We start from the raw sequence: 11934 nt of genomic DNA, 5'->3' as shown, positions 1-11934 counted from the left end.
TGATATTATGCGCATAGACATCAACTGTGACCTGGGTGAAGGTAGCGATCTAAAAAGCTGTATTAGGGACACGCAAATCATGCCCTTTATTTCCCGCTGCAATATCGCCTGTGGCGCTCACGCAGGAAACCGGGACATTATGCGCCTTTCCATTCTCAACGCACAAAAACATCATTTAAAAATTGGAGCGCACCCCGGCTATCCTGACCGGGAAAATTTTGGAAGAAAGTCTGTCAAACTCCCAATAAATCTATTACTTGATTCCTTATTTCAACAGCTCGATCAGCTGCAATCCCTGACTACTGAAGCAGGTATACTGCTGGATCACGTTAAACTACATGGCGCTTTATATAACGATGCCGAAGCAGATAGGTTACTCGCTAAAGAAATTATCTCACTCTTCGCCAAAGAGTATCCCTCTCTGAAAATTATCGGTTTAGCCAACGGTGCGATGGAGTCTGTGGCAATAGAGAAGCAGTGCACCTTTTATCGGGAGGGTTTTATAGATAGGCACTACTTAAACAAAGAAAAATTGGCCCCACGTAATCTACCTGGCTCAGTGCTAAATAATATTGAAAACTGCCTAGAACGAGCTGTCGCATTGGCAAAGGGTACAGACTTCACAAGCTATTATGGCACACCGCTGAAATTCTCTGTGGATACGATTTGTTTACATGGTGACAATCCTGCCGCTCTAAAAATCGCAAAAGCACTAGTCAAGCACCTACAACATCATGGCCTGAACATACAATCGTGACATCCTCCAAACAAAGAAACCACTCAACTAAGCTCCATTTTAGTGTTTACCCAAATGGAGATAGTGCGTTAGATATCCGCTTCAACTCAGAGCCAAGTGAAAACCTTAGCCGTCATATTATTGGGCTTAAAGAATATCTCCTTAACAAAAATCCTAATAACTTTATTGAATTAATTCCTGCCTATCAATGTCTGACACTAATTTTTAACCCTGCTATATCTGATAGCGAGATGCTCTCACAGAAAGTTCAACAATCAATTCAAGACTTCCTTAAAGCCCACAAAAACATCTCACGAAAACCCCGTACTATTCGCATTCCTGTGTGCTATGAATCAATTTTTGCTCCAGATATTTCAATATTGAGCAAACACACTGGCTTATCCAGCAAAGAAATTATTAAGCTGCATACAGCACCCTCTTATCTCGTACATATGTTGGGCTTTACTCCCGGATTTTTGTATCTCGGCGGTCTCAACCCTAGACTGGAATGTCCTCGCAAAAAAAATCCACGGGTGCGCATTCCTGCAGGAGCTGTTGGCATCGGCGGCAGCCAAACAGGAGTTTACCCACAGGCCACACCAGGAGGGTGGCAAATTATCGGCCAGACTCCCATTCAATTATTCCAACCCTACAGCAGCCATCCATTTATTGCAGATCCATTAGATATCATTAAGTTCTATTCGATCAATCAAGCAGAATTTGACGATATTCATCAGTCTATAATGTGAAACTGATCTAACTATGAGTATCTATTTTATTCGTCCAGGACTACAAACAAGCATTCAAGACTTTGGACGCCCAGGTCTAATGCACTGTGGAATTCCCCAAGGAGGCGCAGCCGACATCCTGTCCATGCAACTTGCCAATCTGCTATTGGGTAACTGCCTTAACAACCCTGTATTGGAATTAACGTTAACTGGTCCAGTTATTAGGTTCGAATGTGATATCTCAATAGCTATCACAGGAGCACAATTCAATGTTCTGTTAAATAAAATAACTGTAGAAAATTACAAGGTCATCAAAGTTAAGCGGGGAGATATTTTAGAATTTGGTCGACTACTAAGTGGCACCAGAGCATATATTGGCTTATCCGCCAAAATTTCTACCCCCCAGGCTTTCAACAGCGTATCAACACACTTAATCAGTCACTTTGGAGGCAACAAAGGAAAGGCTATCAGTTACGAAGAACGCTTTCATTTGAAAAATATTCGCATCGCAAAATCCGCTCACATAGATCGAAGCCTACAACCCTGCTATCAATCTCGACCACTTTTGAGAGTCATCTACGGACCAGAAAAAAAGCGATTTACAGAGTTAACATTAAATAATTTTTTTAGAAAAACCTTTCAAGTATCCGCCCAGAGCAATCGTATGGGGATTCGCCTATCCCCATCAATCATTGTAGACTCTAAAGCTATTACGGACAGTTCGGATGAAATGATTTCCTCCGGACTTTACCCAGGCAGTATTCAGATACCTAACAATGGCGAACCCATTATTTCTTTTATTGAGGGGCAAACTATCGGCGGATATCCTCGTATTGCCCATATCATTCGAGCCGACCTGCATAGATTAGGACAACTCAAGGCTCAGGATAAAATTAATTTTCAACTAGTCAATCAAGCACAGGCAAGAGAGATACTATTAAAAAAAATGAAGTATCTTGAGAACCTTAAAAATAATCTAGCACCAGAAAATAATGAGTCTTTCATCCTCTAAAGCAAGGCTTAGGTTAACGTTTTTCACTTTATGTAAGAAAAACAATTAAACTACGAAAGTCGCCCCCTTATGTAGCAGCCTGGTCACACATTGTGACTAAGCAATATTTATCCAAACCAACCAACGCGCACTCCAAAAACCATCGACACTCCAAACTTAATAAAATATTTTTCACGAAATCTGTCAGACCAATTGGTCCAGCATGACTTAGTAGTTTTAATTAGTCTTTAGCTAGACCAAAAGTCCATTATTAACTAGTCTTCTTGGGTTTTACCTAAAGCGCGATTTGGACGAGTGTCCTACTTAGCTAACTGCAAGCGTTGAAGTGACGTTATTTTCTACAACTTGTGTTCGCGATGCGGCCTGGTCCAGAGAGAAAACACCAATTACCGGAAGGGGATTAATAATGATAAAAATTCTCCGTGGTTTAACTATGGCATTTATTGCCAGCTCACTCCTTATCACCTCATATGCACAAGCAGAACCAGGTGATTACAATTTTTGGAAAACCCTCAAACACCTCTTTGACCCTCCCAACGCTGATGCACCGGTCTCTACCCAGCAAGCTCAGGGGATGTATCCTCTGACCATGCACGACCCAAGCTTTAACGATGACTTCGAGCCTAAAGATTTTAATACTTGGCAAAAAGTAGATGTTCCTGCCAGTACCGGCGCCATGTGTGGCAATGGCTCCCCCTATAAATTTTTTGTTTATCGGGTGCCCGATACCAGCAATACCATTTTTTATTTTGAAGGTGGCGGTGCCTGTTGGGACTACGAAAGCTGCTCCGGCCAGGCTGGTATTCGCGGGGCACGCAACCCTAATGGCATCCCTGATGACTATCTCAGTAATGTACACCTCCTAGATTTCACAAATTTCGATAATCTCACTACCGCAGGTGTTTCACCCCTTATTTATACTCACCATCCTTACAACCAGTATAAAACTGGCGAGTGGAACATGGTTTACGTTCCATACTGCACTGGTGATATTTATGTTGGTGATAAGACAGAGATATATAAGGATAAGACTGGACAGAATTCGGATCTAATTTGGCATCATAATGGCCTGCGCAATGTGCAGGCAGTAACCTCATGGGTAAAGAATAATTTGCAGAAACCCAAGCAAATGCTTGCCGCTGGTTGCAGTGCAGGCAGCGTAGGGGCTCTGTTAAATTACACGAAGCTTCGTGAGGATATGGATGTCGAATACGGCTATCTGATAGATGATTCCGGCCCGCTTTACAAAGCGCCTCTGGACAGTGAAAACAACACTCAATACCCATCCTTACCGTTACACAACGAAGTGCTTCATTCCTGGACTACTTATACAACTGATGGGGATCCCAATGAAGAGAACCCTATTAATGCGATAAAATCTTTTACTCCAGGATTTGACAGCAATCAGTTGGCTTCGATATACCGCGCACTGTCAGATAAATTCCCTACAGATCGCCTGGGTATCACGCACTTCCTGGCGGATGGTAACTTTTCTTCATACTCCTATGAGCGCTTCTACGAAGATATTTACAACGACCCAGATGCCAACTCTCGTTTAGATAAACTACGCCAGCGCTGGCAAAAGGACACCCATGAAAATCTAATACCACTCTTGGATCAAACCAGTAATTGGGGCTACTACTTCCCAATGTTTCGCAACCTAAATGAGAGCCACTGCACCACTATTATTGACCTCAAGTACGGTGAAATTGCTGAGCATGGATTGGAGTTAGAGGACTTCCTAAACAACATCGTGAACCACAACGGTGGTGGAATGATTCGCGCCTATGAGACAGATAAAGTATCTGACTTTGATAACAACAGTAATTGGTTCTATGACTTGATTGGCTTATTTATGTAAGAGAGCTAAGCGGAAGACAGTGCTGCTGACTAACAGCAGCACTGTTATTTGATTAGCTACCGTACACTGTTTCCCGAGCTTCCTGTAAGCGTTGTCGCAAATATTCTTGCTTATTCATTCCATTGGGAAAAGATGTCATTTGCTGAACCTCTTCAACAATAGAGCGCTCTAGATCTTTATAGGTAGAGAAGCCTGGCACTTGAGTATGTGGGTCATAGCGGCTGATCACTGACTGAGCCTTTTCTCGATAAATATTAAAAAGTTCTTCGGCGCGCTGCTTGAAATCGGCTTCGTTAAGGCTATTTTTTTCTAACCAGGCTAGTTTCATCGACAGTGCTTCATAACCCGTTACTCGTTTCTCACTCTCCACCTGCTCAATTGCGTCCCAGGCCTCAGCACTGGATAAGTTCCCAAGGTCGGCAAAGTAATCTTTTAACTCCTGCTTTAACTTCTCACGATCGAGATAGGCCTTCACCCTAGGATGGTCCAGTAGTTCCACCATCTCCGTTGTATCCAGCTCTGACCAAGGTATTTTTTCAGAGATATCCTGTGCCAACCCATTATTTTCCTTTAATGGCTGCACAAACTGTTGCACTCTCGCCACACTTTCTTTGACATTAATATCGTAATGATCAATGCCGACAACAGCTAGGCTTACTGCACCGGCAAGCAATATCAGTTTTTTCATATCCAATTACCGAGCAAATTTAAATTTATATTTCGTTATGTCGGTAACTATATAAGCAGAGAAAAGCGGGGGGATGAATGGGAAGGGCGTCCCAGCTGAAGAGATATGCGCCAATATCTATTAAACAGCTGGAAAGTAAGAGAATCAGCTAAAGCGACTTATACCCAGCTCAAAGGTTGTTCATCACCTTTTTTAGCAGAACAGGGGTCTTTGGAGGTCTTTGGTGCGACATAGCCTAGCTGCTGCTCTTTAGGCAGATTTTGGGCCTCCCAGCTGGCAACCGCCTCTGCACAGAGACTACGTTGCTCTGCAGTAATCACAACACCATTGGGCCATTTACCCAACTCAATTGCTCGCCGCAGGCTGGCAACAATTTGCGGGTTCAAATTATTTAACAACTGCTCAAAAGACATACAAAATTCTCCCGTATATACAAAAAAGGCCGGTCTATGACCGGCCTTCCGTAGCAAAATTGCTAGTGCAACTTATGCTTCAGCAGCTTCGTCTTCAACTTGTGGACGATCCACCAGTTCAACGTAAGCCATCGGTGCTTTGTCACCAGCGCGGAAACCACACTTCAGGATACGGATATATCCACCTGGACGGGCTTCGTAACGAGGACCCAGCTCATCGAACAACTTGCGCACAGCATCCTTATCACGGATACGAGCGAAAGCCAGACGACGGTTGGCAACACTGTCTTTCTTAGCCAGGGTAATCAGCGGCTCGGCGACGCGACGCAGCTCCTTGGCTTTTGGCAGTGTAGTTTTGATCAGTTCGTGCTCTACCAGAGAAGCGGTCATGTTCTTGAACATGGCCTTGCGGTGAGCGCTGGTACGGCTGAATTTACGGCCACTATAGCGATGACGCATGACTCAATTCCTTACGACCACAGTTGCTGTCTCAGCAGGTCGTTCTGGAGCGGTGTCGCGCTAAGCTGTGGCACCGCTCGGGTTCTTTCTACTAGTCGCGACATCGCCGCGACTACCAAATGCTTACAGGGGGCTTAATTTGCTATCGCCTTTAAGGCTGGCCGGTGGCCAGTTTTCCAGACGCATACCCAGTGACAAACCACGGGAAGCCAGTACATCCTTGATTTCAGTCAGAGACTTCTTGCCAAGGTTCGGAGTCTTCAGCAGCTCTACTTCAGTGCGCTGAATCAGGTCACCGATGTAGTAGATGTTTTCCGCTTTCAGACAGTTAGCCGAACGTACGGTGAGTTCCAGGTCGTCAACCGGGCGCAGCAATACTGGATCAACTTCGGGCTCTTCCGCCTTCGGTTGCGCATCTTTCTCGCCTTCCAGGTCCACAAATACTGCCAGCTGTTGCTGCAGAATAGTGGCTGCACGACGAATAGCTTCTTCTGGGTCCAGAGTACCATTGGTCTCCAGGTCCAAAACCAGCTTATCCAGATCGGTACGCTGCTCTACACGCGCGCTTTCCACGCTGTAAGATACACGGCGAACCGGGCTGTAAGATGCGTCCAGCTGCAGACGGCCAATCGCGCGGCTTTCCTCTTCCTCATCACGGCGAGCGTCGGCGGGCTGATAACCACGCCCACGCGCAACAGTGAGTCGCAGGTTGAGTTCTACATCACCTGTGATATTGGCAATCACGTGTTCAGGATTCACAATCTCGATATCGTGATCTACCTGGATATCTCCAGCGGTCACTGCACCCGGGCCCTTCTTGCTCAGGCTTAATACCGCCTGATCTTTGCCGTGCATAACAACCGCGATTTCTTTCAGGTTGAGCAAGATTTCAATAACATCTTCTTGCACACCTTCAATCGCGCTGTACTCGTGCTCGACACCGTCGATTTCTACTTCGGTGACGGCGCAGCCCGGCATGGAGGACAGCAGGATGCGACGCAGCGCATTGCCAAGAGTGTGGCCGAAACCACGCTCCAGGGGCTCCAGAACCACTTTGGCGTGATTCGGATTGTACTCGGTGACGTCAATACGACGCGGTGTCAAAAACTCGTTGACAGCAGTCTGCATAGCCATACCTGTTTACAGTTGCATTCCTTAAAGTGGACTAATTGTTACTTGGAGTACAGTTCCACAATAAGGTTTTCGTTGATCTCTGCCGGCAGATCGACACGATCCGGAGTGCGCTTAAAAGTGCCTTCCAGTTTGCTCGCGTTTACGTCTACCCACTCGACATCGCCACGCTGGGCAGCGAGGGAAACGGAATTCTGGATACGCAGCTGCTTCTTGGCTTTCTCACGTACAGCGATAACGTCGCCTTCTTTAACTTGGAAAGAAGGGATATTAACGGTAGTGCCGTTTACAAGAATTGCTTTGTGGGAAACCAGCTGACGCGCTTCAGAGCGAGTTGAGCCGAAGCCCATGCGGTAAACCACGTTGTCCAGACGCTGCTCGAGAAGTTGCAGCAGGTTTTCACCTGTAGCGCCCTTCAGACGTGCTGCTTCCTTATAGTAGTTACGGAACTGCTTTTCCAGTACGCCGTAGATACGACGAACTTTTTGCTTTTCACGCAGCTGGATGCCGTAGTCGGACAGACGGCCGCGACCAGCGCCATGCTGACCGGGCTTAGATTCTGCGCGACACTTGGAGTCGTGCGGACGTACACCACTCTTCAGCTGCAGGTCAGTCCCTTCACGACGGGACAGTTTACATTTTGGTCCAATATAACGTGCCATTCTATCAGCCCCCTCTTACACGCGACGTTTCTTGGGCGGACGACATCCGTTATGCGGGATAGGCGTCACGTCGGTGATGTTGGTGATTTTGTAGCCGCAGTTGTTCAGTGCGCGAACAGCGGATTCGCGACCGGGGCCAGGGCCCTTCACTTCTACGTCGAGGTTTTTCAGGCCGTATTCCTGAGCTGCAGTACCTGCGCGCTCAGCGGCAACCTGGGCTGCAAACGGGGTGCTCTTACGTGAGCCACGGAAGCCAGATCCACCTGCGGTGGCCCAGCTGAGGGTATTACCCTGGCGATCAGTGATCGTCACGATCGTGTTGTTGAACGATGCGTGGATGTGGGCAATACCGTCGACAACGGTCTTTTTGACCTTTTTGCGAACAGTAGTTTTTGGCTTAGCCATACCAGTATCCTAAATCCTGTATCAAATCCCCTCGGCGATTAGCCGGCCGGGGCATCTTGAACCGCGATTTCGCGCCTTAGTTAAGGCTTACTTGCGAATCGGCTTGCGCGGACCCTTACGGGTACGAGCATTGGTCTTGGTGCGCTGACCACGCAGCGGCAAGCTGCGACGGTGACGCAGACCGCGATAGCAACCCAGGTCCATCAAACGCTTGATGTTCATGGATACTTCACGGCGCAGGTCGCCTTCTACGGTAAGCTTTGCAACTTCACCGCGGATGGTTTCGATCTGCTCTTCAGACAGGTCGCGGATTTTGGTGGATTCAGCGATACCAACCGCTGCCAAAATAGACTTAGCCGTAGTAAGACCTACCCCATAAATGTGGGTCAGGGAGATCACGGCGTGCTTGTGGTCTGGTACATTGACACCAGCAATACGTGCCATAGAGGCGTACTCCACGTATTGGGAGCCACTGCTTTATATTAAGTATGTGACTCTACTTTGATTTCGGCGCTGACAGCGACTAAAAAACCGACGGCGCCACCAAAAAGGCGCGCAAGAATAGCTTTTCAGACACCAAATTGCAATAGCCCACGCCCACCACGGCCTCCCGCAGCGGATGTGGACGACAGTCAACGCCCCCTAGCGGAGGTCCAACCTTTAGGCTGACCTCCCACCATAAAGAAATTCTTTATGGTGTTGCCATTCATTACGGGGCTGTAACAAATAGCGAATTTTTCCAGCTTTTACAGAGGCGCCCAACGGACGCTCTCTGTAAGGGGCTGGCCCCTATTAGCCTTGACGCTGCTTGTGACGTGGCTCAGCGCTGCAGATTACCCGCAGAACGCCCTTGCGACGCACGATTTTGCAGTTACGGCAGATCTTTTTTACAGAAGCGCGTACTTTCATGACCTTACCTCAATTCAATCAAACTGCGAGCAGGTGACGCACTAGCGACGACCGTAGCTTTGCAGGTTCGCTTTTTTCATCAAGCCTTCGTACTGGTGTGACAACAGATGCGATTGTACCTGTGCCATAAAGTCCATCACTACTACTACAACGATCAGCAATGAGGTACCCCCCAGATAGAAGGGAACATTAAACCCAACCACCAGGAACTGCGGCAGCAGGGATACCAGTGCGATATACACAGCACCTACCAGAGTGAGTCGGGTCAACACACTATCGATATAGCGGGCTGTCTGCTCACCTGGACGAATACCAGGTACATAGGCACCAGACTTTTTCAGGTTATCTGCAACTTCATTCGGGTTGAACATCAACGCCGTATAGAAGAAACAGAAGAAACCAATCAGCAGTGCGAACAGAATAATGTTCAGCGGCTGCCCTGGCCCCAGCTGCAATGCCATCCACTGCAGAATCTGGGCACCGACACCTTCACCACCTTGTCCAAACCACTGTGCCAGCGTCGCTGGGAATAGCAGGATACTGCTGGCGAAGATCACCGGGATAACACCGGCCATATTCACCTTCAGAGGCAGGTGGCTCGCCTGCGCAGCCGGAGCTGCGGAGTAGCGACCGGCTTGTCGTCTGGCGTGGTTGATCGTAATTCGGCGCTGACCGCGCTCCATTACTACAACAAAGAACACCACAGCTAAAGCGATAACACCGATGATAAGCAGCATAAGAATATGCAACTCACCCTGTCGGGCCTGCTCAAACGCCTGTCCGATAGCGCCGGGTAACCCAGCAACGATACCGGCAAAAATCAGCATGGAAATGCCGTTGCCCACACCGCGCTCAGTGATCTGCTCACCGAGCCACATCATGAATACGGCACCGGTCACCAGTGACGTTACCGCCACAAAGTAAAAACCAAACGCAGGCTCAGGTGAGTAAGCCAGATTTTGCCCTGCCAACCCGAAGGCCATGCCGATACCCTGAATCAGGGCCAACACCACCGTCAGATAACGGGTGTACTGGTTGATCTTACGCCTTCCGGCCTCCCCTTCTTTCTTCAACGCTTCCAGAGAGGGAGTCACCGCACTCATCAATTGCATAATGATGGATGCGGAGATGTAGGGCATGATGCCCAAAGCCAGAATACTCATCCGTTCCAGGGCGCCGCCTGAAAACATGTTAAACAGACCAAGGATGGTTCCCTGGTTCTGGCTAAACATGTTTGACAGCTTTTCCGGATCAATGCCGGGCACCGGAATGTGTGTTCCCAAACGATAAACAAGTATCGCTAGAAACAGAAAACGAAGGCGAGCCCAGAGCTCACCCAATCCCTTGCTGTTGCCCAGGGGATTTCCACCGGATCCTGGTCGTGCCATTGGCGCCTCGATTAGTCTTCTATTTTACCGCCAGCAGCTTCGATAGCCGCCTTTGCACCTTTGGTCACTCCCAGCCCCTTTACGGTTACAGCTTTAGTCAGCTCGCCTGAGAGAAACACTTTGGCGCGTTTAATATGGCTGCCGATGATATCGGCATTCTTCAGCGCTGCCAAATCGATTACGTCACTTTCTACCTTGGCCAGCTCTGCCAGACGTACTTCTGCGGTGAAGCGAGAAACACGAGCGGTGAAACCGTACTTAGGCAGACGCTTCTGCAAAGGCATCTGACCGCCTTCGAAGCCCGGACGAACGCTGCCGCCGGAACGCGCTTTTTGACCTTTGTGGCCGCGGCCACCGGTCTTACCTAAACCACTACCAATACCACGGCCAACGCGCTTGGCGCTGTGCTTGTGGCCTTGTGCGGGAGACAGGTCATTCAAACGCATGTTATTCCCCCTCAACCTTAACCAGGTAGTTTACTTTGTTGATCATGCCGCGTACGGAAGGAGTATCTTCCACTTCCACTGTGTGGCCGATGCGGCGCAGGCCCAGACCCGCAACGCACGCCTGATGACTTTTCAGGCGTCCGTTGATGCTTTTGGTCTGGGTGACTTTAATGGTCTTCTTAGCCATGGTCTTAACCCACCAATAACCTTAAATCTGGGCTGTGATTAGCCCAGAATCTCTTCGACTGATTTACCGCGCTTGGCAGCTACATCTTCCGGGCTCTGCATTTGATCCAGAGCTTTGAAAGTTGCACGTACTACGTTCACCGGGTTGGTGGAGCCGTAGCACTTAGCCAGTACGTTGTGTACACCAGCCATTTCCAGTACGGAGCGCATGGCACCGCCGGCAATTACACCGGTACCCTGGGAGGCGGGCTGCATGTAAACCTTGGAACCGCCGTGGCGACCATTGGTAGCGTACTGGATGGTGTCACCATTCAGCTCTACCTGGATCATGTTGCGGCGTGCAGCTTCCATCGCTTTCTGGATCGCAACAGGCACTTCACGCGCCTTGCCACGCCCGAAACCGACACGGCCATTGCCGTCACCAACTACGGTCAGTGCGGTAAAGGCGAAGATACGACCACCTTTAACAGTCTTGGCAACGCGATTGACCTGGACCAGCTTCTCCTGCAGGCCTTCGTCGTTGCTTTTGTCTTTCTCTCTAGCCATAACTCAACCCTTAGAATTTCAGACCGGCTTCGCGGGCAGCGTCAGCCAGAGCCTTTACACGGCCATGGAACTTGAAGCCACTGCGATCGAAGGCAACTTCTTCAACACCAGCGGCTTTCGCGCGCTCAGCGATCAGTTTGCCAACCGCGGAAGCGGCGTCGACGTTACCGGTTTTACCTTCGCGCAGGTCCTTGTCCAGGGTAGAGGCGGAAGCCAATACCGCATTGCCTTCGGCAGACAGGATCTGTGCGTAAATGTGACGCGGTGTGCGGTTCACGGTGAGGCGAACGGCGCCCAGCTCACGGATCTTGGCGCGGGCACGACGTGCACGACGCAAGCGAGATGCTTTCTTAACGTTCATATC

At 48.8% G+C, this 11934-nt stretch carries 17 protein-coding genes; 4 read left to right on the top strand and 13 right to left on the bottom strand.

Translation table 11 applies throughout. From position 1 onward, the window contains the following. Nucleotides 1-7: 7 nt before the first annotated feature. The 4 genes from pxpA (at nucleotide 8) to ACJJIJ_RS20810 (ending at nucleotide 4337) form a co-directional block, all read left to right on the top strand. Nucleotides 8-757, top strand: a complete 750-nt coding sequence (gene pxpA / locus ACJJIJ_RS20825; protein WP_444938307.1) for a 5-oxoprolinase subunit PxpA — start codon at nucleotides 8-10, stop codon at nucleotides 755-757. Continuing rightward, complete coding sequence (pxpB, locus tag ACJJIJ_RS20820; protein ID WP_444903763.1) at nucleotides 754-1485, top strand: 5-oxoprolinase subunit PxpB; 732 nt, start codon at nucleotides 754-756, stop codon at nucleotides 1483-1485. Before pxpA ends, pxpB begins: the two co-directional genes overlap by 4 nt. Nucleotides 1486-1498: 13 nt before the next feature. Beyond that, on the top strand, nucleotides 1499-2476 hold the full coding sequence (locus tag ACJJIJ_RS20815; RefSeq protein WP_444903762.1) for a 5-oxoprolinase subunit C family protein: 978 nt from the start codon (nucleotides 1499-1501) through the stop codon (nucleotides 2474-2476). Nucleotides 2477-2882: 406 nt separating this feature from the next. Continuing rightward, nucleotides 2883-4337: a pectin acetylesterase-family hydrolase gene (locus tag ACJJIJ_RS20810; RefSeq protein WP_444887955.1), complete on the top strand. Its 1455-nt coding sequence runs from the start codon at nucleotides 2883-2885 to the stop codon at nucleotides 4335-4337. 52 nt (nucleotides 4338-4389) lie between these two features. Here the strand turns inward: ACJJIJ_RS20810 and ACJJIJ_RS20805 are convergent, their stop codons facing one another. The 13 genes from ACJJIJ_RS20805 to rplR form a co-directional block, all read right to left on the bottom strand. After that, complete coding sequence (locus ACJJIJ_RS20805) at nucleotides 4390-5025, bottom strand: hypothetical protein (protein ID WP_444887954.1); 636 nt, start codon at nucleotides 5023-5025, stop codon at nucleotides 4390-4392. A gap of 158 nt (nucleotides 5026-5183) precedes the next feature. Further along, nucleotides 5184-5438: a YeaC family protein gene (locus tag ACJJIJ_RS20800; RefSeq protein WP_444887953.1), complete on the bottom strand. Its 255-nt coding sequence runs from the start codon at nucleotides 5436-5438 to the stop codon at nucleotides 5184-5186. A gap of 72 nt (nucleotides 5439-5510) precedes the next feature. Continuing rightward, nucleotides 5511-5897, bottom strand: a complete 387-nt coding sequence (gene rplQ, locus ACJJIJ_RS20795; protein ID WP_152451171.1) for a 50S ribosomal protein L17 — start codon at nucleotides 5895-5897, stop codon at nucleotides 5511-5513. 123 nt (nucleotides 5898-6020) lie between these two features. Further along, nucleotides 6021-7025, bottom strand: a complete 1005-nt coding sequence (locus ACJJIJ_RS20790; protein WP_252084420.1) for a DNA-directed RNA polymerase subunit alpha — start codon at nucleotides 7023-7025, stop codon at nucleotides 6021-6023. A gap of 44 nt (nucleotides 7026-7069) precedes the next feature. Continuing rightward, the gene (rpsD, locus tag ACJJIJ_RS20785) at nucleotides 7070-7690 is read right to left on the bottom strand and encodes a 30S ribosomal protein S4 (RefSeq protein WP_108731669.1); all 621 of its coding nucleotides are present in this window, start codon (nucleotides 7688-7690) and stop codon (nucleotides 7070-7072) included. Between the two features lie 15 nt (nucleotides 7691-7705). Next, nucleotides 7706-8095 carry a 30S ribosomal protein S11 gene (gene rpsK, locus ACJJIJ_RS20780; RefSeq protein WP_020411406.1) on the bottom strand — a complete coding sequence of 130 codons (390 nt, stop codon included), beginning with the start codon at nucleotides 8093-8095 and terminating at the stop codon, nucleotides 7706-7708. Nucleotides 8096-8182: 87 nt separating this feature from the next. Next, entirely contained in the window at nucleotides 8183-8539 is a 357-nt protein-coding gene (gene rpsM / locus ACJJIJ_RS20775; RefSeq protein ID WP_152451165.1) for a 30S ribosomal protein S13, read from the bottom strand. A gap of 348 nt (nucleotides 8540-8887) precedes the next feature. Continuing rightward, complete coding sequence (gene rpmJ, locus ACJJIJ_RS20770; RefSeq protein ID WP_010133825.1) at nucleotides 8888-9004, bottom strand: 50S ribosomal protein L36; 117 nt, start codon at nucleotides 9002-9004, stop codon at nucleotides 8888-8890. Nucleotides 9005-9045: 41 nt separating this feature from the next. Continuing rightward, nucleotides 9046-10392, bottom strand: a complete 1347-nt coding sequence (gene secY / locus ACJJIJ_RS20765; protein WP_252084419.1) for a preprotein translocase subunit SecY — start codon at nucleotides 10390-10392, stop codon at nucleotides 9046-9048. 11 nt (nucleotides 10393-10403) lie between these two features. Further along, nucleotides 10404-10838: a 50S ribosomal protein L15 gene (rplO, locus tag ACJJIJ_RS20760; protein ID WP_020411403.1), complete on the bottom strand. Its 435-nt coding sequence runs from the start codon at nucleotides 10836-10838 to the stop codon at nucleotides 10404-10406. Between the two features lies 1 nt (nucleotide 10839). After that, nucleotides 10840-11025 (bottom strand): 50S ribosomal protein L30, encoded by a 186-nt coding sequence (rpmD, locus tag ACJJIJ_RS20755; RefSeq protein WP_020411402.1) that lies wholly within the window; start codon nucleotides 11023-11025, stop codon nucleotides 10840-10842. A gap of 38 nt (nucleotides 11026-11063) precedes the next feature. After that, nucleotides 11064-11570 (bottom strand): 30S ribosomal protein S5, encoded by a 507-nt coding sequence (rpsE, locus tag ACJJIJ_RS20750; protein ID WP_252084418.1) that lies wholly within the window; start codon nucleotides 11568-11570, stop codon nucleotides 11064-11066. Between the two features lie 10 nt (nucleotides 11571-11580). Further along, nucleotides 11581-11931 (bottom strand): 50S ribosomal protein L18, encoded by a 351-nt coding sequence (rplR, locus tag ACJJIJ_RS20745; protein WP_252084417.1) that lies wholly within the window; start codon nucleotides 11929-11931, stop codon nucleotides 11581-11583. Nucleotides 11932-11934 lie beyond the last annotated feature (3 nt).

The sequence above is a fragment of the Microbulbifer mixtoriginis (SeqCode) genome (assembly GCF_052467945.1).
Note: the sequence above shows the minus strand (reverse complement) of the source record. Positions and strands in the feature narration are given on the sequence as shown.